At 63.7% G+C, this 22,338-nt stretch carries 24 protein-coding genes; 13 read left to right on the plus strand and 11 right to left on the minus strand.

Features of this window, described 5'->3' with window-relative positions; translation table 11 throughout:
- Positions 1-64 precede the first annotated feature (64 nt).
- The 3 genes from AC3CB8_RS14305 to AC3CB8_RS14315 form a co-directional block, all read right to left on the minus strand.
- Complete coding sequence (locus AC3CB8_RS14305) at positions 65-928, minus strand: S49 family peptidase (RefSeq protein ID WP_352563034.1); 864 nt, start codon at positions 926-928, stop codon at positions 65-67.
- A 78-nt stretch (positions 929-1,006) separates the two neighbouring features.
- The gene (locus AC3CB8_RS14310) at positions 1,007-1,807 is read right to left on the minus strand and encodes a tRNA1(Val) (adenine(37)-N6)-methyltransferase (protein ID WP_023772963.1); all 801 of its coding nucleotides are present in this window, start codon (positions 1,805-1,807) and stop codon (positions 1,007-1,009) included.
- Positions 1,807-2,031, minus strand: coding sequence for a putative signal transducing protein (locus AC3CB8_RS14315; RefSeq protein WP_352563035.1), 225 nt, complete (start codon positions 2,029-2,031; stop codon positions 1,807-1,809). The genes AC3CB8_RS14310 and AC3CB8_RS14315 overlap by 1 nt, the downstream gene beginning before the upstream one ends.
- Positions 2,032-2,216: 185 nt before the next feature.
- On the opposite strand from AC3CB8_RS14315, the gene AC3CB8_RS14320 reads away from it, so the two are divergent.
- The 5 genes from AC3CB8_RS14320 (at position 2,217) to AC3CB8_RS14340 (ending at position 7,063) form a co-directional block, all read left to right on the plus strand.
- Entirely contained in the window at positions 2,217-3,233 is a 1,017-nt protein-coding gene (locus AC3CB8_RS14320) for a polyprenyl synthetase family protein (protein WP_023772962.1), read from the plus strand.
- 97 nt (positions 3,234-3,330) lie between these two features.
- Positions 3,331-3,999 (plus strand): GntR family transcriptional regulator, encoded by a 669-nt coding sequence (locus AC3CB8_RS14325; protein WP_023794595.1) that lies wholly within the window; start codon positions 3,331-3,333, stop codon positions 3,997-3,999.
- Positions 4,000-4,105: 106 nt separating this feature from the next.
- Positions 4,106-4,699: a biotin transporter BioY gene (locus tag AC3CB8_RS14330; RefSeq protein ID WP_023794594.1), complete on the plus strand. Its 594-nt coding sequence runs from the start codon at positions 4,106-4,108 to the stop codon at positions 4,697-4,699.
- Positions 4,696-5,145, plus strand: coding sequence for a DUF1284 domain-containing protein (locus AC3CB8_RS14335; RefSeq protein WP_352563017.1), 450 nt, complete (start codon positions 4,696-4,698; stop codon positions 5,143-5,145). The genes AC3CB8_RS14330 and AC3CB8_RS14335 overlap by 4 nt, the downstream gene beginning before the upstream one ends.
- A 142-nt stretch (positions 5,146-5,287) precedes the next feature.
- Entirely contained in the window at positions 5,288-7,063 is a 1,776-nt protein-coding gene (locus AC3CB8_RS14340) for a tetratricopeptide repeat protein (protein ID WP_352563036.1), read from the plus strand.
- Between the two features lie 84 nt (positions 7,064-7,147).
- On the opposite strand, the gene AC3CB8_RS14345 is transcribed toward AC3CB8_RS14340, so the two are convergent.
- Positions 7,148-7,609, minus strand: a complete 462-nt coding sequence (locus AC3CB8_RS14345; RefSeq protein WP_488377315.1) for a GNAT family N-acetyltransferase — start codon at positions 7,607-7,609, stop codon at positions 7,148-7,150.
- Between the two features lie 202 nt (positions 7,610-7,811).
- Between AC3CB8_RS14345 and AC3CB8_RS14350 the strand changes: the two genes are divergently transcribed.
- Positions 7,812-8,756, plus strand: a complete 945-nt coding sequence (locus tag AC3CB8_RS14350; RefSeq protein WP_352563018.1) for a glycine--tRNA ligase subunit alpha — start codon at positions 7,812-7,814, stop codon at positions 8,754-8,756.
- A 3-nt stretch (positions 8,757-8,759) separates the two neighbouring features.
- On the opposite strand, the gene AC3CB8_RS14355 is transcribed toward AC3CB8_RS14350, so the two are convergent.
- On the minus strand, positions 8,760-8,936 hold the full coding sequence (locus tag AC3CB8_RS14355) for a hypothetical protein (RefSeq protein WP_023772957.1): 177 nt from the start codon (positions 8,934-8,936) through the stop codon (positions 8,760-8,762).
- A gap of 195 nt (positions 8,937-9,131) precedes the next feature.
- On the opposite strand from AC3CB8_RS14355, the gene glyS reads away from it, so the two are divergent.
- Together glyS and AC3CB8_RS14365 are read left to right on the plus strand one after the other, a co-directional pair.
- Positions 9,132-11,363, plus strand: coding sequence for a glycine--tRNA ligase subunit beta (gene glyS / locus AC3CB8_RS14360; protein WP_352563019.1), 2,232 nt, complete (start codon positions 9,132-9,134; stop codon positions 11,361-11,363).
- Positions 11,364-11,538: 175 nt separating this feature from the next.
- Positions 11,539-11,835, plus strand: coding sequence for a hypothetical protein (locus tag AC3CB8_RS14365; protein ID WP_023772955.1), 297 nt, complete (start codon positions 11,539-11,541; stop codon positions 11,833-11,835).
- Between the two features lie 73 nt (positions 11,836-11,908).
- Here AC3CB8_RS14365 and AC3CB8_RS14370 read toward each other — a convergent pair whose 3' ends face one another.
- Positions 11,909-12,295, minus strand: a complete 387-nt coding sequence (locus tag AC3CB8_RS14370) for a hypothetical protein (RefSeq protein WP_023772954.1) — start codon at positions 12,293-12,295, stop codon at positions 11,909-11,911.
- 175 nt (positions 12,296-12,470) lie between these two features.
- Entirely contained in the window at positions 12,471-12,947 is a 477-nt protein-coding gene (locus tag AC3CB8_RS14375) for a hypothetical protein (protein WP_245273834.1), read from the minus strand.
- A 154-nt stretch (positions 12,948-13,101) separates the two neighbouring features.
- Between AC3CB8_RS14375 and AC3CB8_RS14380 the strand changes: the two genes are divergently transcribed.
- From AC3CB8_RS14380 to AC3CB8_RS14390, 3 genes are all read left to right on the plus strand, one after another.
- Complete coding sequence (locus AC3CB8_RS14380) at positions 13,102-14,076, plus strand: L-threonylcarbamoyladenylate synthase (RefSeq protein ID WP_352566444.1); 975 nt, start codon at positions 13,102-13,104, stop codon at positions 14,074-14,076.
- Between the two features lie 9 nt (positions 14,077-14,085).
- Positions 14,086-15,516 carry an FAD-binding oxidoreductase gene (locus AC3CB8_RS14385; RefSeq protein ID WP_352566446.1) on the plus strand — a complete coding sequence of 477 codons (1,431 nt, stop codon included), beginning with the start codon at positions 14,086-14,088 and terminating at the stop codon, positions 15,514-15,516.
- Between the two features lie 190 nt (positions 15,517-15,706).
- Positions 15,707-16,273, plus strand: a complete 567-nt coding sequence (locus AC3CB8_RS14390) for a DUF6101 family protein (protein ID WP_023772950.1) — start codon at positions 15,707-15,709, stop codon at positions 16,271-16,273.
- 37 nt (positions 16,274-16,310) lie between these two features.
- Here the strand turns inward: AC3CB8_RS14390 and ubiA are convergent, their stop codons facing one another.
- Both ubiA and AC3CB8_RS14400 read right to left on the minus strand, forming a co-directional pair.
- A complete protein-coding gene (gene ubiA, locus AC3CB8_RS14395) occupies positions 16,311-17,294 on the minus strand; it encodes a 4-hydroxybenzoate octaprenyltransferase (RefSeq protein ID WP_023772949.1) in 984 nt (327 codons plus the stop codon).
- Positions 17,295-17,376: 82 nt separating this feature from the next.
- Positions 17,377-18,288, minus strand: a complete 912-nt coding sequence (locus AC3CB8_RS14400) for a LysR family transcriptional regulator (RefSeq protein ID WP_023772948.1) — start codon at positions 18,286-18,288, stop codon at positions 17,377-17,379.
- 90 nt (positions 18,289-18,378) lie between these two features.
- Between AC3CB8_RS14400 and AC3CB8_RS14405 the strand changes: the two genes are divergently transcribed.
- Positions 18,379-19,200: a phytanoyl-CoA dioxygenase family protein gene (locus AC3CB8_RS14405; protein WP_352566448.1), complete on the plus strand. Its 822-nt coding sequence runs from the start codon at positions 18,379-18,381 to the stop codon at positions 19,198-19,200.
- A gap of 152 nt (positions 19,201-19,352) precedes the next feature.
- Positions 19,353-20,630, plus strand: a complete 1,278-nt coding sequence (purD, locus tag AC3CB8_RS14410) for a phosphoribosylamine--glycine ligase (protein ID WP_352566450.1) — start codon at positions 19,353-19,355, stop codon at positions 20,628-20,630.
- A gap of 19 nt (positions 20,631-20,649) precedes the next feature.
- Here the strand turns inward: purD and AC3CB8_RS14415 are convergent, their stop codons facing one another.
- Both AC3CB8_RS14415 and AC3CB8_RS14420 read right to left on the minus strand, forming a co-directional pair.
- A complete protein-coding gene (locus AC3CB8_RS14415; protein WP_352566508.1) occupies positions 20,650-21,762 on the minus strand; it encodes a glycoside hydrolase family 25 protein in 1,113 nt (370 codons plus the stop codon).
- Positions 21,763-21,895: 133 nt separating this feature from the next.
- Entirely contained in the window at positions 21,896-22,132 is a 237-nt protein-coding gene (locus AC3CB8_RS14420) for a hypothetical protein (RefSeq protein ID WP_023783488.1), read from the minus strand.
- Positions 22,133-22,338: the final 206 nt, after the last annotated feature.

Here is a 22,338-nt window from a genome sequence, read left to right on the forward strand (position 1 = left end):
TGGGCCGGTAAGACCGGCCGGTCGGGTCTTTCGGGCAACCATGCTAGACGCTTTCATGGCTTTTTCAAAGCCCGAAGCGCGCCCACGATGCGCGCTCTTCCGCCGCATCGATGACGCCGCTGGCGGCAGCCGCGGCGATATCGGGCGCCGAAAAGCCCTTGCTCGAGCCGAACAGGCCGAAGCGGCCGAACAAACCGCGCGGCGCCGCCACCAGCCTGAGCTGGGTCTTCGGCCCGAAGCGGGTCTTCAGCACCGTGCGCATGTCGCCCAGCGCATCGACGAGGCCGAGCTCCAGGCCTCGCTTGCCGGTCCAGAACAGCCCGGTGAACAGATCCGGATCGTCCGCCAGCTTCGTACCGCGGCGCTCCTTGACCAGATCGATGAAGGTCTCGTGCACTTCGAGCTGCAGCACCTTGAGCCGCTGGACGTCTTCCTTCTTCTCGGGCTTGAATGGATCGAGCACCGCCTTGTTCTGGCCGGCGGTGTGGACACGGCGCTCAACGCCGATCTTCTTCATCAGTTCCGGGAAGCCGAAGGAAGCCGATACCACGCCGATTGAGCCGACGATGGAGGAGGGATCGGCGAAGATCTCATCGCCTGCGACCGCGATCATGTAGCCGCCGGACGCCGCGACATCCTCGACGAAGACCAGGACCTTTTTATTCTTCTCGACCGCAAGGTCGCGGATGCGCTTGAAAATCAGCCGCGACTGCACCGGCGAGCCGCCCGGCGAATTGATCGAGATCGCGACCGCCGGCGCCTCGAAGGAAAACGCTTTTTCGATCAGTCCGGCGGTGGAAGCAAGCGACAGGCTCGGCCGGAACTGCCCCCCGCCGGCCATGATGGTGCCGTGCAGTCGGATGACCGGAACCGTAACGACGGTGGAGCGCCAGGACTTCGGCAGCAGGCGGTTGAAAAGACGTTTCACGATGGCGTGGTCTCCGGCGATGGTTGCAGGCATGTAGGGATTTCCGGGCCAACGGCAATGTGCGGGCCAGGCAACAGTTCAGTCTCCGAACAGCGAGGCGAGCCCGTTGGTGATCATTTCGCTGCGCTCGTCGGGGCCGTTGCCCGATCGCGCGTGAAGCATCAGGGGCGGACGGATGGCGAGCTTTCCTCGTGCCCCAAGGGCCGCCCGCACGATAATGCGGATTGCGGCCGCGTCCGGGCGAGGGTGCACGGCGAGCATCTCGGCTTCGCCGAAGCGGCCTGAAATCGCGTCGAGAATGGCGCCGAGCTGTTCGGGCCGGGCGATGACGGCAAGCCCGCCGCGCGGCCTGACAACCGCCGCCGCACTGCGGATCCAGCTTTCGAACAGCCCATCCTCCATGACGTGCGCTTCCTTTCTTAGCGGCTCGGGAGTGGCGCGGTCCCGTGCGGCGTTGAAAGGCGGGTTCATGATGACGAAGTCGAAATCATTGTCGGCAAGGCCGGTGGCGGCCCGTGCGCGGCCCGACACGGTGACATCGGCGACGAGCACGGCAGCGCGATCGCTGAGGTGCGCATTGCCCGGATGGGCAAGCGTGGCTGCCGCGAAAGACGCCATCTCAGGCGCGCGTTCGACCAGCACAGCCTGGGCACCCGGACAGCGCGACAGCACCGCAAGACCGGCAGCACCGGCGCCGGCCCCGAAATCGGCGAGCCGTCCGCCAAACGAGGATGGTACGGATGCGGCCAGCATCATTGCATCCATCCCGGCGCGATGGCCGCCATGCTTGGGCTGCACGAGCCAGAACCGGCCGCGGTGGAACGCATCGACCGTATGAGCCGGCGTATCCGGGACAAGGGCGGCTGGCGCGGCCGACATTATTTCCCCCGGATCTCGTTGGCGATGCCGGCATCGGTCAGGATGCGGCGCGCGGCGTCGGCCTGGTCGGCATCGACCATGAGGCGTCGCGGCAGGATACCAAGCGAGCCGTCGAGCACGCTCATGTTCTGGTCGGCCACGAAGCAGCCGATCCCGGCATCGCGCATCAGCGATTCGACAAAGGAGATGATGACGGCGTCGTTGGTGCGGATGAGCTCTATCATCGCAAGAAACTCGCAGGTTGCGGCGTGCATGTAAACGTGCGGCCGCATTCCCGCATTTCCCGGCGTTGACACGCTGTCGCCGCCGCGCCAATTCGCCACTTGCCGTGGCCGTGCCAGCGGCCCTAGAGTCTTGTCGGGACTAAGGGTGCCGTCGCACGCGTTATACCAAGACGGGAGTGATTGTCGTGGGTGTCGTTCTCAACATCGAAAACGGGAAGCGGGAGCCCGCCTCCATCAAGGATCTCATCGATCTGACTGCTGCCGATATGGGACGTGTCAACGAGCTGATCCTGTCCAAGGCCGGCTCCGACGTCGAGATGATCCCCGAGGTCGCCAACCACCTGATCTCGTCCGGCGGCAAGCGGCTCAGGCCAATGCTGACGCTAGCTGCGGCGCAGATGTTCGGCTATGCCGGCGAGGGCCACGTCAAGCTCGCCACTTCGGTCGAATTCATGCATACGGCCACGCTTCTGCATGACGACGTGGTCGATGAAAGCGGCATGCGGCGCGGCAAGAAGACCGCCCGCATGATCTGGGGCAACCAGGCCAGCGTGCTGGTCGGCGACTTCCTGCTTGGCCAGGCCTTCCGCATGATGGTCGATGTCGGCTCGCTCGAAGCGCTCGACATCCTGTCTAGTGCAGCCTCGATCATCGCCGAGGGCGAAGTCATGCAGCTGGCCGCCGCCAAGAACCTCGAAACCACCGAGGACGAGCATTTTGCCGTCATCAAGGCCAAGACCGCCGCGTTGTTTTCGGCCGCCGCCGAGGTTGGCCCGGTCATCGCCCAGGCGACCCGCAACGACCGTGCGGCGCTGCGTTCCTACGGCATGAATCTCGGCCTTGCCTTCCAGCTGATCGATGATGCGCTGGACTATGGCGGCACCAGCAAGGATCTCGGCAAGAATGTCGGCGACGATTTCCGCGAGGGCAAGGTGACCTTGCCGGTCATCCTCGCCTACCGGCGCGGCAGCAAGGCCGAACGCACCTTCTGGAAGCGCGCCATCGAGGACAATGTCACCGACGACGCCGGGCTGGAAAAGGCGATCGGCCTCATGACCCGCCACGGCGCCATTGCCGATACGATAGGGCGCGCCCGCCATTTCGGCGAAATCGCCCGCGACGCCTTGGCGCCGCTTGAAGAGACGTCGCAGAAATCGGCGCTGATCGACGTCATCGATTTCTGCATCAGCCGGGTGAACTGAGCGCCTGAAGGTTCCTAAGGGGCCGTCAGTAAAAAGACGCCTGTGAATCCGCCCTGCCGTCTCGACAAGCCGCACCACCGCAAATTATCTATAAATCATGGCAAAAGGCACGGACGACACCATAGCGGTGCGCATCGGCAAGGCGTTGGCGGACCGCATCATCTCCGGCGCGATCGAGCCGGGGGCGAGGTTGCGGCAGGATCATGTCGCCGAGGAATTCAACACCAGCCACGTTCCCGTGCGCGAGGCCTTTCGCCGCCTCGAGGCGCAGGGCCTCGCCGTCAGCGAGCCGCGCCGTGGCGTGCGTGTCGCGGCCTTCGATCTGGGCGAGGTCAAGGAGGTCGCCGAAATGCGGGCCGCGCTCGAAGTGCTGGCACTGCGCCACGCCGCGCCGCATCTGACCTCGGCCATTCTGGACCAGGCCGAGGAGGCGACAAAGGCCGGCGACAAATCCCGTGACGTCAGGTCGTGGGAGGAGGCCAATCGCGCCTTTCACCGGCTGATCCTGGCGCCCTGCGGCATGCCGCGCCTGCTTGCCACCATAGACGACCTGCACGCGGCAAGCGCGCGCTTCCTGTTCGCGGCCTGGCGCTCGGAGTGGGAGACGCGCACCGACCAGGACCACCGGGCGATCCTCACCGCCTTGCGGCAGGGAAATACCGAATCGGCCGCGGCAACATTGGGACGGCATGTCCAATGGATTGGCCGCAAGCCGGTCAGGACAGCCTCCGGCGCCACGCGCGAAGCTTTCGCCATCGTGGGTTAAGGTGCCTTTTTCCAAGCCCGGGCTTGCTATCACTCAAGAAATGTGGATTCGATAATAGATCGAAAGCAAAAATTATCTATAATTTGGATCGACCGAAGGGAAGCTTATGACCAACCTCGCATTCTCGTCCGCCAGACCGTCCTTCAGCCCGTTGCGCCTGCAGCAGCGATCGCTCGGCTGGCAGGCCGGCGCCGTCGTGCTCGGCACGCTGTTCCTGGCGCTGTGCTCCTACATCGAGGTGCCGATGGTGCCGGTTCCGGTGACCATGCAGACCTTCGCCGTGACGATGATCGGTGCGCTCTATGGCTGGCGGCTTGGCGCGGTGACGATCGCCGCATGGCTGGTCGAAGGTGCTGTCGGCTTTCCGGTCCTGGCCGGCGGTGCTGCCGGCATTCAGCATTTCGTCGGCCCGACGGGTGGCTATCTCTTCGCCTTTCCTGTCACCGGCGCGCTGGTCGGCTGGATGGCCGAGCGCGGCTGGAACGGCAACAGGGTTTTGCTTGCCTTCGCCGCCATGCTGCTCGGCAATCTTGCCTGTCTAGCGCTCGGCACAGCCTGGCTTGCCGTCATGATCGGCGCCGAAAAGGCCATCGCCTTCGGCTTCGTGCCGTTCATCGTCGGCGGGTTGCTGAAATCGGCGCTTGGCGCCGCGACGCTGATGGCGCTCCCGCGCGCCAAGATGAACTTGCCGAAGCCGTGACGATCAGGTTGCGCGCCCACCATCTCCTTTGCCTGCTCACCTATGTGGGCAAGGGCTACAGCCCCGTTTTCACCGCCAATTATGACGGGATCGCGGAGCGTCTGAGCCGGGGCGAGGACATCGTCCTCGTCGCCGGCTCGGACGACATCTGCGCACCGTTGCTTTATGAGCCGGAACCGCACTGCCTGCGAGAGGGCGCGGCCGAGCGGGACCGGCAGGCCGCGGAAGACGTGGAAGCGCTGCTGGCTCGGCCCATCCGGGACGGCGCACGCCTCGATGTCGATGCGCCCACCCTGATACGGCTGCGGCAGGCGTTTTCGGCCGGCCACGTGCGCAAGGCCTGCGGCGGCTGCGACTGGAGCGTGCTGTGCGGCGCGGTGGCAAGCGGCGGCTATCGCGATACGCGGCTGCAGCGGCCTGTTGACGCGCAAAACCGTCCCATTTAGCCATGGTTTGTTAATCGGGTGACCCGATTGTGAATTTCAGGCGGATTGAAGCGCGACCCCAAAAAGGCCATGCTTTGCCCGGAAAGATCGAGTCTGGGTCGATCCGCTGACGCGGAGATGGCGCCTGGCTGAAAGGGATATGATGCAGCAAGGACGTGCGCGCTGGCTGACAAGGCTGGCAATTGTGACGGGCGTGGCGATTTCCGCATTGCCGGCCTATGCCAAGCAATCCACCGAACCGGTCAAGATCTCGTCATTTTCGGGCGCCTATCTGGCTGCCAGGATCGCCGAGGGCGACAACGACCTCGACAGCGCCATCGCCTATTACAAGCAGGCCCTGGCCTTCAATCCTGGTGACACAGCCCTGCAGCAGAGCTTGATGCTGTCGCTGATCGCTCAAGGCCGCTTCGATGAATCGCTGGTCTATGCCGACAAGCTCAAGGAAGTGCCGGATGTCGAGCGCTTCTCGCGCTTGGCGCTTGCGGTCGATACCTTCCACAAGAAGGATTTCACGAAGGCGCAGTACTGGCTCAAGCTGTCGCTGGAATCCGATCTCGACCGGCTGATCTCCGGCGTCATGTCCGGCTGGGCCGAACAAGGTGCCGGCCAGGCCAGCGAAGCGATGGCTTCGATCGACAAGCTGCAGGGGCCGGACTGGTTCGGCCTGTTCAAATCCTTCCACCGCGCCTTGATCGCCGATGCGTCTGGTATGCCTGAAAAGGCCGAGGCTATTTATGCCGCGACGATGCAGGACACCACCGCCGGCGGTGCGGCGCCTGAAACCTGGATGCGCAATGCGCAGGCCTATGCCTCGTTTCTGGCCCGCAAGGGCGACAAGGCCAAAGCGATGTCGGTTCTCGACCAGGCCGAGGCGTTCTCGCCGGGCAAGCTGGAAATCGTCGCCTTGCGCGACAGGATCAGCAAGGGCGACAAGATCGCGCCCTTCGTGTCCGGTCCGTCCGACGGTGCTTCCGAGATCCTGCTCGATCTTGCCACCGCGCTCAACCGTGGCGGCGGCGAGCCATTCGTGCGCCTCTATTTGCAATATGCCTTGGCCCTGAAGCCCGACAGCGACGCTGCCCTCGTGCAACTCGCCGCCGTAGCCGAACAGCTGAAGAACGGCGAAGGCGCCATCGCGCTCTATCGGCGCATCCCCGACACTTCGCCGCTGAAGGAGATTTCGGACCTGCAGCTTGGCCTCAACCTTGCCGATCTCGACCGCCATGACGAGGCGATCACGCATCTGAAGGCCTTTGTCGAAGCTCATCCCAACGACATGCGCGCCTATCTGGCGCTCGGCGGTGTCTACTCCTCGAAGGACGATTTCCGCTCCGCCGCCAATCTCTACGACAAGGCCGTCGAGGTGCTGAAGACACCGACCGCCGCCAACTGGAACATCTTCTATCAGCGCGGCATCGCCTATGAACGGCTGAAGGAATGGCCGAAGGCCGAGCCGAATTTCCGCAAGGCGCTGGAATTGCAGCCAGACCAGCCGCAGGTTCTGAACTATCTCGGCTATTCCTGGGTCGACATGAACACCAACCTGAAGGAAGGCCTGGAGATGATCCAGAAGGCCGTCGATCTCAGGCCGAGCGACGGCTATATCGTCGATTCCCTGGGTTGGGCTTATTTCCGCCTCGGCCGGTTCGATGACGCGGTGCGCGAGATGGAACGCGCTGTCTCGCTGAAGCCGGAAGATCCGGTTCTGAACGACCATCTCGGCGACGCCTACTGGCGCGTCGGTCGCAAGCTGGAAGCCACCTTCCAGTGGAACCAGGCCCGCGACTTGAAGCCTGATCCGGATGTGCTGGCCACCCTGCAGCAGAAGCTGATGAAGGGCCTGCCGCCGATCGAGTCCAACACGGCGCAGGAAACCCCAAAGGTCAAGCCGGAGCCGGTTCCCGCCCCGAAGGGGTGAAACCGCCTTTTTGGAATGCGAACGGGGCTCTCGGAGCCCCGTTTTCGTTTGATATCCGTCCGCTTAAAACGCCTGCCGACGCGCTCAGAACATCTTTCGATAGACGACGAAGCCAGAGCGTTCGCCGACCTTGTCATAAAGCTTCATCGCCGTGTGATTGGTTTCATGCGTCAGCCAGTATACTCGGCCGGAACCGGCCGCCTGGGCGCGCTCGTAGACGCCTTCGATCAGCGCACGGCCGACGCCTTTGCCGCGCGACAATTCGTTGGTGAAAAGATCCTGCAGATAGCAGTTCGGGGCGATCGCCGTCGTGCTGCGGTGGAACAGGTAGTGGACGAGGCCAAGCAACTCGCCTTCGTTTTCCGCGACCAGCGCATGGACAGGCTCGTAGGCGTCGAAGAAGCGCGACCACGTCATTGCGGTGATCTCGCTTGCCAGCGCCGTCTCGCCCGAACGGCCGTAGAACGCGTTGTAGCCGTCCCACAGCGGCAGCCATCGGTCGAAATCCAGGGGCGTGAGGGGGCGGATGCTGATCGGGCTGGACATGGCTGAACCTGCTGTGCTTGGAAGGGACGCTTCGTCGAATTGGATCGCGGACCGTGGCGGCGGGCAATGGGCCAGTCGCTCGCAAAATCTTCAACATCGCCCGGCATGCTCACGGCGGGCCGCATCGGACGCGCTTGCTTGACGCTTTGCCGCCGTGTCTCTAGGACGTGGCCGCAAGCTAGCCTGTGTCGCCGAGGCCACCGTGACGATTGAAATCCCAGCCCATATGCATCCCAGCCGCTCGTTCCAGGGGCTGATCCTCACTTTGCACAATTACTGGGCGGCATATGGCTGCGTCATTCTCCAGCCTTATGACATGGAGGTCGGCGCCGGCACTTTTCACCCGGCAACGACGTTGCGCGCGCTAGGGCCCAAGGTCTGGAACGCCGCCTACGTCCAGCCTTCGCGCCGTCCCAAGGACGGCCGCTATGGCGAGAATCCCAACCGGCTGCAGCACTACTACCAGTACCAGGTGATCCTGAAGCCCAATCCACCGAACCTGCAGGAGCTTTATCTCGGCTCGCTTGCGACGATCGGCGTCGATCCTCTGTTGCACGACATACGCTTCGTCGAGGACGACTGGGAAAGCCCGACGTTGGGCGCCTGGGGCCTTGGCTGGGAATGCTGGTGCGACGGCATGGAAGTCTCGCAGTTTACCTATTTCCAACAGGTCTGCGGCATCGAATGCGCGCCGGTGGCGGGTGAACTCACCTACGGCCTGGAGCGCTTGGCCATGTATGTGCAGGGCGTCGACAATGTCTACGATCTCAACTTCAACGGCCGCGAGGGCGCCGACAAGGTAACCTATGGCGATGTTTTCCTGCAGGCCGAGCAGGAATATTCGCGCCACAATTTCGAATACGCTAACACGGCGATGCTGCTCAGGCATTTCGAGGACGCCGAGGCCGAGTGCAAGGCGCTGCTCGAGGCCGGCGCGCCGGCGTCGAACGACAATCTGCCGATGCACAAGATGGTCTTCCCGGCCTATGACCAGTGCATCAAGGCCAGCCATGTCTTCAATTTGCTGGACGCGCGTGGCGTGATCTCCGTCACCGAGCGCCAGAGCTACATCCTGCGAGTGCGCAATTTGGCGAAGGCCTGCGGCGAGGCGTTCTTGAAGACGCAGGCGGGTGGGTTGGCGGCCTGAGCCTCAAGCGTCCTCGATCATTTCGAGGGAAGCACTGATCGGCGGCAGGATCTGGCCGCTCGGACCAGCCATTGTCCTTAGCGCCTGCCGCACGCCCGGCATCGAGAAGGCGCCGTGGGCCTGCGCGGTGAAGCAGGCGCTGAGCGCAAGGATCTGAAGAAGTCTGGATGCCGTTTTCATCGTCGTTCAGCCAATAGTCCCCTGCCTGAGCGTGGGTCGCTTCAGCGCAGCCTTCGGTTCATGGAAATCTTTGATCCAAGGACGGGCGGGTTCGGCTCGTCCCGACAGGCCTATTGAAATTTATGGAAAGGGTGACAGCGGCCAGCCGAGTTGCTATGCCCCGCGCGGACCACTCTCCCGCATGAGCTGACCCCGATGCCTGACCTGCTTCTTGAACTTCGTTCCGAGGAAATTCCTGCCCGCATGCAGCGCAAGGCGGCGGGTGATTTGAAGAAGATGCTGACCGACGGTCTGGTCGAGGCGGGTCTCACCTATGAGGCCGCGCGTGAGTATTGGACGCCGCGGCGCCTGACGCTGGATATACGCGGACTCAACGCACGCTCGAAAGACATTCACGAGGATATCAAGGGGCCGTCGACATCGGCGCCAGAACAGGCCGTCCAAGGCTTCCTGCGCAAGGCCGGCCTGTCTTCGATCGCCGAGGCGCACGTCCATTCCGACCCGAAGAAAGGCGACTTCTACGTCGCCCATATTTCCAAGCCGGGCAGGGCGGCCGAAGAGATCATCGCCGGACTGGTGCCTGACATCATTCGGAATTTTCCGTGGCCGAAATCGATGCGCTGGGGACCAGCTTCGGCCAAGCCGGGCTCGCTGCGCTGGGTGCGGCCGCTGCAATCGATTCTATGCACCTTCGGCCCCGAGACCGAGGAGCCGGTGGTGGTCGATTTCGAGATCGACGGCATCCGTTCGGGCAACATCACCTACGGCCACCGTTTCCTCGCGCCCGGCGAAATCACCGTGCGCCGCTTCGATGATTATGTGGGCAAGCTCGAGGCGGGCAAGGTCGTGCTCGACGCCGACCGTCGCAAGGAGATCATCCTCGCCGACGCCCGCAACCTCGCCTTCGCCAACGGGCTCGACCTGGTCGAGGACGAGGGCTTGGTTGAGGAAGTGTCGGGACTGGTCGAATGGCCCGTCGTGCTGATGGGCGAGTTCGAAGAGGCATTCCTTGCCATTCCAGCCGAGGTGATCCGCCTGACGATCCGCGCCAACCAGAAATGCTTTGTCACGCGGCCGCAGGGGGAAAGCGAGGCGCTCTCCAACCGCTTCATCCTCACCGCCAACATCGAGGCGAAGGACGGCGGCAAGGAGATCGCCCACGGCAACGGCAAGGTGGTGCGCGCCCGCCTGTCCGACGCGCTTTATTTCTGGACGACCGACCAGGGCGACCTGCCCGATCTCGACCAGCTCCGGGCATCCGCCGAAAAATTCGGCCTCGATCTGAAGAAGCCGCTAGACCAGCGCATGGCCCGCCTCGACCATCTCAATGTGACCTTCCACGCCAAGCTTGGCACGCAGGGCGAGCGGGTGGAGCGCATCAAGCGATTGGCGGAGGAATTGGCGGCGGTCGTTGGCGCGGACCCCACGCTCGCGGGCCGTGCGGCGGTTCTCGCCAAGGCCGATCTCACCACTGAAGTCGTCGGCGAGTTTCCCGAATTGCAGGGCGCGATGGGCCGCAAATATGCGCTGCTGCAGGGCGAGCATCCATCCGTGGCCGCGGCCGTCGAGGAGCACTACAAGCCGCAAGGGCCGTCCGATTATGTGCCGAGCGATCCAGTGTCGGTCGCCGTGGCGCTCGCCGACAAGCTTGATACGCTGGTTGGTTTCTGGATCAGCGATGAAAAGCCGACTGGGTCGAAGGACCCCTACGCATTGCGCAGAGCCGCGCTGGGGATGGTGAGGCTGGCTCTGGAGAATGGAACGCGGCTATCGCTTCTTTCCACCATGGCCAACCATCGAAAGACCACTATTGACCAGATTGATAAAAGGCAAGCCAGGGAGCAAGCCGAGTCAGGCGGCGACCATGCGCACGGGGGCGGGCAAGTCGGCGACGGGAAGTCCGTGGATCGAGACCTCCTCGCCTTCTTCCACGACCGCCTGAAAGTCTACCTCCGCGACCAGGGCGCGCGCCATGACCTCATCGACGCGGTGATCACGTCTCAGTCCGACGACCTCCTGCAGATCGTTCGCCGCGTCGAGGCGCTTGGCTCTTTCCTTGACACCGAGGACGGCAAAAACCTGCTCGCCGGCACCAAGCGTGCTGCCAACATTCTGGCGGCCGAGGAGAAGAAGAAAACGGCGGTCGCCGAAGCCGTTGAGCCGGCGTTGTTCCGGCAAGATGCGGAGAAGTCGCTGTTTGCCGCGGTGAATCAGGCCGAGAAGCAAGCCGGCGAAGCGATTCAAAACCAAGACTTTTCGGCTGCCATGCTGGCGCTTAGCGTGCTGCGTGAACCCGTTGATTCATTCTTTGAGCATGTTCTCGTGAATGATGAGGACCTGTCCGTGCGTGCCAACCGACTGGCGCTGCTCGCGCGCATTCGCACGGCTACCGGTCAGGTCGCGGATTTCTCGAAAATCGCTGGTTAAGAAGCACTTTGCCGAAAAGTCGGCACCGATTTTCGGACAAGATCATGCCGGGATAAAGGGGCCGCGGGCCGCTGGAAAATATGTTCCGGCCGGCCCCTCGAGCCGGCTTACAGTCATATGACGATGATCTCTCCGTGGCAAAAGGGGCGTGTTCCCTACCCCAACGGAGGCTTCCATGAATTCCGATCACGAAATCGAAGTGACAGAAGAAACCTCGGCTCCTGCCGAGCCGCTTGAATTCGCTTCCGAAACCGCCCTCGATCATGCCGCTGCTGCCACCACGGTCGAGGCCGCTGATCTGTCTGACGAAGATGGAGATGGCGATGACGAGGAAGGCGACGACGAAGACGGCGAAGAGTCTGACGAAGACGACGCCGATGATACCGTGAAGGCCGAAGGCGATGACGCTGAAGAAGAATCCGACGACGGCGAGTCCGAAGACGACGACGACGACAAGGAAGAAGCAGCCTGATTTTTCAGGTAACAGGTTCTCGAGGGCGGCGCTTTCGCGCCGCCCTTCCGCCGTCTTCCCCAAATTGATTTAATCAGTTTTCCAGAATGCTGACGCGCACGCTGTTTTCATAGACGTCGACCTGGATCAGCGGCTCGCCATTGACGATGGCGCGCTTGGTCGAGGAACTCATCGCGCCGGGGCGCTCCAACATGCGCTGCAGGTCGGCGCGCTGGTCGTTGGTCCTGAACCAGGCGTCGCTCTCGTCGTCGCCGTCGCGGCGATGGAATTTGTGCCAGTTGGCGCGGTCCTGCCGCACCATCTGCGCGGCCCCATTTAGCGCATAGCCGTCGCTCGCCTGGTGATCGCGATCGGAAATGCGCGCGACATAGGATCCCAGCATGTCCTCCGCTTGGGCCACGCCCCCAAGCAATGACGCCAGCAGAAACCCAGCCACCGTAACGGTCTTCGAATTTTTCATGAGCAACCCCCTTTGCCTTGAACAATGCAATTGCGTCCGCCGGAGCCGCTTGGTGAAATTGAGGCGCAGAGCCGCCAGCGAGATACTCTAGACGAAATTCGCCGGACAATCGTGCGCAGGGCGCCAGACCGCCGTCAAGCCGCCGAGCATTTTGCCCGCCCGGTTGGCGAGATCGCTATTTGACCTTGCCGGCTCCCGAAGCAGGCTGGTGGGCTGGCGGTGGCTGCACGGCTGCCGCCGGTGCCGCTGCTTTCCCGTGCGCTGCCGGCGCGGGGGCTGCCGAGGCTGTCGCCGTCGCAGGGGCGGTTGGGGTGGCTGGGGCCGTTGCCGCGGCCGGCGCTTTGGCCTGCACGGGTGTCGAGAAAGCGCCGCCGACGACGCCACCCCTGATGATCATCGGGCTCTGCGCGAAGGAGTGCGTCGCCTCGGTCTTGTCCGGGATTGCCGCGACTTTCTCGTAGGTGACGTCAGGCTCGCCAAGCGCAATGACGGACACAACGTCGCTCGCCTTGCCGTCGGCCGCCTTCAGCGCAAGGATGGAGGGTGTCGAGGCCGGCGCACCGGGAAAGACCAGCGACGAGGCCTGAGCCCCGCCACCCATTGAGGCCAGAGTGATGGCAAGCGCTCCCCAAATACGAACAGACACCGACATAGCTCCCCGTTGCCCAGAAGCCGCATGATAGTACTTGGCGATTGATGCCGGCTTTCGTGGAAAGATAGCATTTTAGGGATTGGTGAATTGCCGATGCCCGCTTGCCCCGGCGGCCCCGTCGTATTACGCAGCCGGCATCCGCGAGGTGACGAGAGTGGCTGAGATACTTGCCGTCGGCGAAGCGATGGAACCGGCGTTGGCGCTGCTCCTGGGCGGCGATGTCGTCGCCATCCCGACGGAAACCGTCTACGGGCTGGCCGGCGATGCCACCAACGGCATTGGCGTGGCGCGCATTTTCGAAGCCAAGGGGCGGCCGCGTTTCAATCCGCTGATCGCCCATGTCGCCGACATGGCGATGGCCGAGCGCATCGCCTCGTTCGATCCGCTGTCTAGGACGCTCGCGCTTGCCTTCTGGCCGGGTCCGCTGACGCTGGTGCTGCCGCAGCGCCCCGGCAATGGCATTCATCCGCTGGTCACGGCCGGGCTCGACACGATCGCCGTGCGCATGCCGAGGGGTTTTGGCGGCGACCTGATCGCCAGGCTTGGCCGACCGCTTGCCGCGCCCAGCGCCAACTCATCCGGCAAGATCAGCGCGACGACAGCGCAAGCGGTGGCTGCGGATTTAGGCGCGCGCATCAAACTGGTGGTCGATGGCGGCGCCACGCCGGTCGGCCTGGAATCGACCATCGTCAAGGCCGAAGGCGAAAGATTGCGCCTGCTTCGGCCCGGCGGCATTGCCGCCGACGAGATCGAGGCGGCCATCCGCATGGAGCTGCAGCGCGGCGGCATTGCCGGCATCGAGGCGCCGGGCATGCTTGCCTCGCACTACGCACCGGGCGCGGCTGTTCGGCTCAATGCCGGCACGGTTGGTGAAGGAGAAGCGTTGCTTGCCTTCGGCGACCAGCGCGCGGAAGGCTGGCGCGGCGCAACCGCTTTCCTCAACCTCTCCCTGTCAGCTGACCTGCGTGAAGCGGCAAGCAATCTCTTTGCCTACATGCAGGATCTCGATCGCAGCGGCGCGCGGATTATCGCCGTCGAGCCAATTCCCTTTGACGGGCTCGGCGAGGCCATCAACGACCGGCTCTCCCGTGCCGCCGCTCCTCGTGACAACGCGCGGCCCACAACGTAGTTTTCCCAGATGACCGAAACCGCAAAGACACTCGATCCCGCTCTCGTCGATCGTTTCGCGGCGATCGTCGGCGACAAATATGCGCTGCGCGACCAGCAGGATATCGCGCCTTATCTGATCGAGCGGCGCGGCCTCTGGCATGGCGCGACGTCCCTGGTGCTGCGGCCGGGCAGCGTCGACGAGGTCAGCCGGATCATGCGGCTGGCGACAGAGACCGGAACGCCGATCGTGCCGCAAAGCGGCAACACCGGGCTGGTCGGCGCGCAGGTGCCGGACAGATCCGGCCGCGAGATCGTCCTGTCGCTGTCGCGACTGAACCGCATCCGCGAGATCGATGTACTGTCCAATACGGTCACGGTCGAGGCGGGTGTCATCCTGCAGACCTTGCAGGAAGCGGCCGATGCCGCCGACCGGCTGTTTCCGCTGTCGCTCGCCGCGCAAGGCTCCTGCCAGATCGGCGGCAACCTGTCGTCCAATGCCGGCGGCACCGGCGTGCTGGCCTATGGCAATGCGCGCGAACTGTGCCTCGGCGTCGAGGTGGTGCTGCCGACCGGCGAGGTGTTCGATGATTTGCGCAAACTGAAGAAGGACAACACCGGCTACGACCTGAAGAACCTATTCGTCGGCGCCGAAGGCACGCTCGGTGTCATCACCGCCGCCGTGCTCAAACTGTTCCCGAAGCCGAAGGGAAGGGATGTCGCCTTCGTCGGCCTATCGTCGCCCGACGCCGCCCTTTCCCTGTTCAGCCTGGCCATGGACCGCGCCGGAGCCGCACTCACGGCCTTCGAACTGATCGGCAAGCGCCCGTATGACTTTACCCTTGCGCACGCCCGGGGCGTCGTGCGGCCGCTGGCCGGAGACTGGCCCTGGTACGTGCTGATGCAGATATCGTCCGGCCGCTCAGCGGAGGATTCTCGGGCGCTGATCGAGGATGTGCTTTCGGCGGGTCTCGAGCAGGAATTCGTCGGCGATGCGGTCATCGCCGCCAGCCTCGGGCAGGGCGATGCCTTCTGGGATTTTCGCGAGCTGTTGCCCGAGGCACAGAAGCCGGAAGGCGCTTCGATCAAGCACGACATTTCAGTGCCGATCGCATCGATACCACGCTTCATCGTGGAGGCCGCCGGCGCGGTGGCGTCAGTGAGCGCCGGTGCCCGCGTGGTCTGCTTCGGCCATATGGGAGACGGCAATCTCCATTATAACATTTCACGGCCCGTCGACGGCGACGACGAAGCGTTCCTGGCGCTCTACCATGCCATGAACAAGGCCGTGCATGACGTGGTGCGCAGCCTGCACGGTTCGATCTCGGCCGAGCACGGCATCGGTCAGTTGAAGCGCGACGAACTGATCGCCACCGCGCCGCCCATGGCCATTGATCTGATGCGCCGGGTCAAGGCTGCCTTCGATCCGGCCGGCATCATGAATCCTGGTAAGGTTATCTGATCCTTTCAGCATCTTGTTGCTGGTGGCATTCCGATAACCATCCCTGAGATCAGCAAAATTTAACCGACTTTCTTAAGCGCGGCGGTAAGGAGCCGGCGCTACTGTTTCCCCATAACGAGGCCGGGAAAACTGGCCCGGAGAGAACCGGACACCGGCTCTCAGGAGACAGACAGGAAGGCGCTCTATGAACGTGAACACTGGACTGAAGCCAGTCTGGGCGGGACGCAACATGCGTCTCGACCCATTCCGCCTGCCGCAGGTGGTGAGCTATGCCACACGCGACGATTATGGCGACGTAACCTTCACGATCGACCAGCGCGGCGCCGTGATCCGCCGCCTGCTCGAGATGAGCGGGCTGCCGGCGATCATCGTGCTGCCCGCCAATGCATTTCGCGGCGTCGCCGCCCGTGCGATGGAGGATCCGGAAGGCAATGTCACGGTGACCCTGGAACTCCTGCACAACGATCCGATGCTGTCGGTGCCGCTGCTGGTGGCCGACGATCTCGAAGACGTCGCCGCCGACTGGCGCGCCTGGGCCGACGCCTACCGTCTGCCGATGCTGCTCATCGAATCCGATGGCGTCGCCCGCACCCTGGAAGAATCGCTGGGCGCCGCGATCAAGACGCTGCCGCCGCAGGGGCGCCGCAAGGGCCGCGTTTCCAATATGCGCCGCCCCCGTTTCCTTGCCCGCCGCAGAGCCGGTGACCTCGGTCTCAGGCTGGTGATCGGCGGCGAGGAGATCATTTCCAGAGACTAGCCTTCTTCTCCCCGTATAGAGACGGGGAGAAGGAAGACTACACCAGCGGCTTCAGCGCCACCCACAATGCGCCGCCGATCAGGCCGAGGAAGATTAGCCAGCCGACCTGGTTATTCGACCGAAACAGCCGCAGGCACTGGTCTGGATCGTCGATATCCAGAACCGCGATCTGCCGGGCCATGTGGGCGCCGGCGGCGATCAATCCCGCCAGTGCCACCACCGGCGCCTGTGCCGAGGCGAAGGCGATGGCGAAGCAGATCAGCGTACCGCCATAAAGGCCTGCGAGCCATGTCTTGGTGTTGTCGCCGAACAGCCGCGCGGTCGAACGCACGCCGACAATGGCGTCGTCTTCCTTGTCCTGGTGGGCATAGATCGTGTCGTAGCCGATCACCCACAGGATCGAACCGATATAGAGCATGATGGCGGGTCCATCGAGATCACCGAACTCGACCGCCCACCCCATCAGCGCGCCCCAGGAAAAGGCGAGGCCTAGAAACAGTTGCGGCCAGTTGCTTATCCGCTTCATGAATGGATAGACGGCGACGATCCCCAGCGAACAGACGCCGAGCAGAATGGCAAAGCTGTTGAACTGTAAGAGAACCGCCAGGCCGACCAGGGCCTGCAGGACAAGAAACAGCCAAGCCCGCCGGCGCGTGGTCTGGCCGGACGGCAGCGGGCGTGAGCGGGTGCGTTCGACCTGGCTATCGATGTCCTGGTCGACAATGTCGTTATAGCTGCACCCGGCGCCACGCATGGCGATGGCTCCAATCAGGAAGAGCACAAGGTACAAGGGCGCCGGCAGTAGCGAGAGCAGCGGGTCGCCTGGGCGCGGATAGGCGCTCGCCGCCAGTGCGGCCGACCACCAGCATGGCCACAAAAGCAACTGCCAGCCGATCGGCCTGTCCCACCGCGCCAGCTGCGCATAGGGCCAGATGGCGCGCGGCAGCACGCGATAGACCCAATGGCGGTTCGGCGCATCGGCGACGCGACCCTGGGCCGCTTTCGACTGGACAGGTTCCATTGGCATGGAGTGGCAGCAGCGGCGGAAACCGTCAAGCGGCAAGCGGAGGAGCGGCAAGCGGAGGAGCGGCGGCGGCCAACGGTCACGACACGAAGATGTCGCGTGTGGAAAACCAGACTTTCGCCACCGCGATGAAAGCCAGCGCCGCATTCGACACGCGCTGATGCGTGTCGTGGGTGAGAATGATGCGCTGCATGGGCAGCGGATCCGACAGCGGTTTGCAGACGAGGCGCAAGCCGTCATAGCTGTAGTCGCCATGCGGGCGAGTATAGCTGACCGCGACGCCGAAGCCGTTGGCCACCATGCTGCGCTGGAGTTCGAACGAACTTGTGCGCATGTCGGCCACCGGCGACAGGCCACGGCCGCGGAACAGGTCGAGCATATGCTGCCAGCTATGCGGCTGGTCGGTCGTGATCAGCGGATAGCCGGCCAGATCCGCCAGGCTGACCTCCGGGCGGCCCGCCAGTGCATGGCCCGCCGGCAGCAGCGCATGCGGCCGAAGCTCGTGCAACAGGATGCGGGCGAAATGCGACGGCAGGCCGAGATCGTAGCTGAGGCCGAGATCGACGGCGGCGTCCGCCAGGCGTCGCCCGAGCGTCTCGAACGTCTCGTCACGGACGACGACCGCGACCGCTGGATGGCGTTCGGAGAAGGCGCGGATGAGGCCCGGCGCGAAATAGGGCGCCAGATCCTCGAAGCAGCCGAGCACCAGCTCGCCACCGATGGCTGAATTGCCCGAACCCAGGCTCATCAGTTCGTCGGTCTCGGCAAGAACCTGCTTTGCCTTCGCTACCGCGACACGGCCAAAGGAGGTCAGCGAGACGCCGCTTCCCCGCTGGCGTACGAACAGCTTCTGGCCGAAATCCCTTTCGATGGCGTCGATGGCCACTGAAATCGACGGCTGTGAAATGTTGATCGCCCGCGCCGCGCCGGTGACGCTGCCATGGCGTGCGACGGCGATGAGATAGCGGAGTTGCGTGAGGGTAAGGCTCATAGCCAGAACCTATGTGTCAGATGAGAAGTTATTATTTTACTGAATGAGAGGAGATTGCGATAGTGCCCTCGATCCTGAGAGGAGGACACCATGGCTCCCCAAACCGCCGCACAGCCAATCGACTCCGAAATCATCGATGCGCGGACAATTGCCGACTATCAGCGTGACGGTGCGGTCTGTATCCGCGGAGCCTTCAAGGGCTGGGTCGACGCGATTGCCGCCGGCATCGAGCGCAACATGCGGAGCCGCAGCGCCACCGCGTCCGACATCGCTGGCGGCAAGGGCAGCTTCTTCGACGACTACTGCAACTGGGAGCGCATCCCTGAATTCGTCGATGTCGTGCGCAATTCGCCGGCGGCGCGACTGGCGGCCGCGGTGATGCAGTCGCGCACCGCGCAGTTCTTCCACGACCATGTCCTGGTAAAGGAGCCCGGTACGCAGAAGCCGACGCCGTGGCACCAGGACATCCCCTATTATTTCGTCGACGGCCAGCAGACGGTGAGCTTCTGGATCCCCATCGATCCGGTGAAGGAAGCGACGCTGCGCCTGATCGCCGGCTCGCACAAATGGGACAAGATGATCCTGCCGGTACGCTGGCTGGACGATGGCAATTTTTACGCCGCCGAGGGCGATTACCGCCCGGTGCCCGATCCCGACATCGATCCGTTGATGAAAGTTATCGAATGGGAGATGGAGCCGGGTGACGCCATCCTGTTCGACTTCAGGACGGCACACGGCGCGCGCGGCAATATGACCGCGGCCCGGCGCCGGGCGTTGTCGCTGCGCTGGGTCGGCGATGATGCCCATTATGTCGAGCGACCGGGCCGCACCTCGCCGCCCTATCCCGGCCATGGCATGCAGCCGGGACAGAAGTTGCGCGAGGATTGGTTTCCGGTGGTCTTTCAGGGCTGAACCAGCGCCGGAATAGGGGCGGCGGTGGCCGGCGCCCCTATTCGACAGGGATAACGTTCCCGTGCGCAATCCACCTTGATGCCTTGACCCGTCGCCCAGAGAGCAATAGCGGGTTGTTCTCTCTATGGGATAGGCGGCATCAAGAGGTGGCCATGAACGTTCTTCTTCTCGGCTCCGGCGGCCGCGAACATGCGCTGGCCTGGAAGATCGCCGCTTCGCCGCTGCTGACCAAGCTCTACGCGACCCCCGGCAATCCGGGCATCGGCAGCGAGGCCGAACTGACTAAGCTTGATATCACCGATCACGCCGCGGTCGTTGCCTTCTGCCGGGAGACAAAAATCGATCTCGTCGTGGTCGGCCCGGAAGGCCCGCTCGTCGCCGGCATCACCGATGATCTGCGCGCCGAAAACATCCGCGTCTTCGGGCCTTCGAAGGCCGCCGCGCGGCTCGAAGGCTCGAAGGGCTTCACCAAGGACCTCTGCGCCCGGTACAACATTCCGACCGCCGCCTATGGCCGGTTCGGCGACCTGGCCTCGGCTAAGGCCTATGTCGAGAAGACAGGCGCGCCGATCGTCATCAAGGCCGACGGGCTCGCAGCCGGCAAGGGTGTCACCGTCGCCATGACGATGGAGGAGGCACAGGCGGCCCTCGCGTCCTGCTTCGACGGGTCCTTCGGCGCCGCCGGCGCGGAGGTGGTGATCGAGGAATTCATGACCGGCGAGGAGGCGAGTTTCTTCTGTCTCTGCGACGGCACCACGGCGCTTCCCTTCGGCACCGCGCAAGACCACAAGCGCGTCGGTGACGGCGACGTCGGTCCCAACACCGGCGGCATGGGCGCCTATTCGCCGGCCCCGGTAATGACGCCTGACATGATCGAGCGCACCATGCGCGAGATCATCGAGCCGACGATGCGCGGCATGGCCGAGCTTGGCGCGCCTTTCGCCGGCATTCTGTTCGCCGGACTGATGATTACGGAAAGCGGGCCGAAGCTGATCGAATACAACACCCGCTTCGGCGATCCCGAATGCCAGGTGCTGGTGATGCGGCTCAGGGATGATCTGCTGGTGCTGCTCAATGCCGCGACCGATGGCCAGCTCGCGCATATGTCGGTACGCTGGCGCGACGAGGCGGCGCTGACCGTTGTGATGGCGGCCAGGGGCTATCCCGGCACACCGGAGAAGGGCTCCGTCATCCGTGGCGTCGACGCCGCCGCCGGTGAAGGCGTTCAGATTTTCCACGCCGGCACCGCAATCAATGGCGGCGCGCTGGTCGCCAATGGCGGCCGTGTGCTCAACGTCACGGCGACCGGCGCCACGGTCGGAGAGGCGCAGGCGCGGGCCTATGCCGCGCTCGACCGCATCGATTGGCCGGATGGGTTCTGCCGCCGCGACATCGGCTGGCAGGCTGTGGCGCGCGAACAGGCCGGCTGAAGCTCTGACCGGATGGCGGCTACCGCTGACCTCGGTCGAGGGTTGTCGAAGCGGTGCTGAGCGGGTCGGCCGCGGCAAAGGCGGCGTCGAGTTGTTCTGGGGAGCGCTGTTCGGTTCGCTTCCAGGCGACATATTGCACAATGCCGAACTCCGGCCGTCGCGGTACCGTCTTCACGACTGGCATGCGGAACCCGTCACGAAATTTTGACCAACGCGAACCAAGCACCGCGACCATTTCCTCGAATGTCGGCGGTGTTGCCACATCCGCATAGATGAGGGTGGCCTTGCCGGCGAGCGCGGCTTCGCGCGAGAGCGGCACCGGTACGCTGGCAAGATAGTCGGATGGCACGTCGATCAGCCCGCCAAAGGGCCATTGCTGGCGCAGCGTGGTGGCATCCGTCGGCGCGACGTTGACGTCGATATTGTCAGGCGTGCCGGCCACCCTGTAGGGGCAACGGAAGCGGCCGCAATTGGCTTGTGCCGAGAATTGCCAGAGCGCATAGCCCTGCCAGTTACCCATCGGAAAATGCACGTCGATATCAGGCTTGTAGCGTGCGTACCAAAGCGGCAGCCGCGACAGCAGCCGATACTTGTAGCGGTTGTCGGCGATGTATTGCGCCGTCTTGCCGTTGGTGTAGAGCACCGGGAAGCGACCGATGCGCCGATGCACCTGGCGCACGAACTCCTCGGCATCGTCGAGCGACATCCATTGCGACGGATCGATGCCCTCGATATCGAGAGCCATCAGATCGTCCGGCGCGGGATCGGCGAAATCGAGGAAATTATTAGCCTGCTCGACCGGATTGCCGGGGCGGGCGAGATGATAGGCACCCCATTTCATGCCGAGTGCTTTGGCCACGACCCGGCGCGTCTGAAACAGTTCGCGCGTCACCGCATGGCGCTTCCACAATGCCTTGCAGAGCTTCACCTCGGTGTCGCCGCCGAAGCAGAAATAAGGCGGCGGCATGCCGTCGGACGCCTTGTTGATGAAGGCGGTGATGCGCTTGTCGGTGGCAAGCCGCGCCCAGTCGATGGAATTGTATTCGTAGGCGTCGACCACCAGCGCGCGGTCGGCGTTCTTCCACGGCTCGGAAAAATCCGAGGCCTTTGCCGCTGATATCAGCACCATCATCGCCGCAAGAGCGATCGCTGAGCGGCGAAGAGGATGCGCCGGCGTTTTCAAACAGGGAATCCCCGCTGACCAAACACCGATGGTGAGCCGGTATGGTTAAGAAATGCTTCCCGATGCTGAGGCCGCGGTGAAGTCAGCGCTGGCTGAATGGTTGAAATTCGAACGGATCCGGCGCGGGCTCTTGCCGCAGCGTGCCTTCGGCGGCGCGCTTGCGGTGGTGGGCGAGCGAACATTGCGGCGAACACAATATGCCACGATCCGACCAGTAGGCAGCACCGTTTCCCAGGTCGCCGTGATAATAGGAAAACCCCGTTGCCCGATAGGGCAAGCCGCATTCGATGCAGCGATAGGCGTCAGGTCTGGCAAGCATGGGATTGTTCCGGTCGCTGGTTTTCGGTCGCCGGTCGATTTGTCCGGCATCTGTCGAATTTAATACAGCCCCGCCTGATTGCAAAATCAGCGTGACAAAGTTTGACGTTTACGTAAAAAGACGATGGGAGACCGCCAAAGGCGGGTGGTTTTGCGGCGGCGCTGGCTCTAGGGTCGGCGAGGCCGATGCATTAAGGGAGGATCGAG

It is taken from the genome of Mesorhizobium sp. P160927, from assembly GCF_057766385.1.

What these genes read in the sequence shown, in the direction of transcription:
- AC3CB8_RS14375 (WP_245273834.1), bottom strand. Translation starts at nt 12,947, where the DNA reads ATGTCGGTGTCTGTTCGTATTTGGGGAGCGCTTGCCATCACTCTGGCC.
- AC3CB8_RS14325 (WP_023794595.1), top strand. Translation starts at nt 3,331, where the DNA reads ATGGCAAAAGGCACGGACGACACCATAGCGGTGCGCATCGGCAAGGCG.
- AC3CB8_RS14400 (WP_023772948.1), bottom strand. Translation starts at nt 18,288, where the DNA reads ATGAGCCTTACCCTCACGCAACTCCGCTATCTCATCGCCGTCGCACGC.
- AC3CB8_RS14405 (WP_352566448.1), top strand. Translation starts at nt 18,379, where the DNA reads ATGGCTCCCCAAACCGCCGCACAGCCAATCGACTCCGAAATCATCGAT.
- glyS (WP_352563019.1), top strand. Translation starts at nt 9,132, where the DNA reads ATGCCTGACCTGCTTCTTGAACTTCGTTCCGAGGAAATTCCTGCCCGC.
- AC3CB8_RS14420 (WP_023783488.1), bottom strand. Translation starts at nt 22,132, where the DNA reads ATGCTTGCCAGACCTGACGCCTATCGCTGCATCGAATGCGGCTTGCCC.
- AC3CB8_RS14370 (WP_023772954.1), bottom strand. Translation starts at nt 12,295, where the DNA reads ATGAAAAATTCGAAGACCGTTACGGTGGCTGGGTTTCTGCTGGCGTCA.
- AC3CB8_RS14345 (WP_488377315.1), bottom strand. Translation starts at nt 7,609, where the DNA reads ATGTCCAGCCCGATCAGCATCCGCCCCCTCACGCCCCTGGATTTCGAC.
- AC3CB8_RS14315 (WP_352563035.1), bottom strand. Translation starts at nt 2,031, where the DNA reads ATGATAGAGCTCATCCGCACCAACGACGCCGTCATCATCTCCTTTGTC.
- AC3CB8_RS14310 (WP_023772963.1), bottom strand. Translation starts at nt 1,807, where the DNA reads ATGTCGGCCGCGCCAGCCGCCCTTGTCCCGGATACGCCGGCTCATACG.
- AC3CB8_RS14385 (WP_352566446.1), top strand. Translation starts at nt 14,086, where the DNA reads ATGACCGAAACCGCAAAGACACTCGATCCCGCTCTCGTCGATCGTTTC.
- ubiA (WP_023772949.1), bottom strand. Translation starts at nt 17,294, where the DNA reads ATGGAACCTGTCCAGTCGAAAGCGGCCCAGGGTCGCGTCGCCGATGCG.
- AC3CB8_RS14340 (WP_352563036.1), top strand. Translation starts at nt 5,288, where the DNA reads ATGCAGCAAGGACGTGCGCGCTGGCTGACAAGGCTGGCAATTGTGACG.
- AC3CB8_RS14365 (WP_023772955.1), top strand. Translation starts at nt 11,539, where the DNA reads ATGAATTCCGATCACGAAATCGAAGTGACAGAAGAAACCTCGGCTCCT.
- purD (WP_352566450.1), top strand. Translation starts at nt 19,353, where the DNA reads ATGAACGTTCTTCTTCTCGGCTCCGGCGGCCGCGAACATGCGCTGGCC.
- AC3CB8_RS14330 (WP_023794594.1), top strand. Translation starts at nt 4,106, where the DNA reads ATGACCAACCTCGCATTCTCGTCCGCCAGACCGTCCTTCAGCCCGTTG.
- AC3CB8_RS14415 (WP_352566508.1), bottom strand. Translation starts at nt 21,762, where the DNA reads ATGATGGTGCTGATATCAGCGGCAAAGGCCTCGGATTTTTCCGAGCCG.
- AC3CB8_RS14355 (WP_023772957.1), bottom strand. Translation starts at nt 8,936, where the DNA reads ATGAAAACGGCATCCAGACTTCTTCAGATCCTTGCGCTCAGCGCCTGC.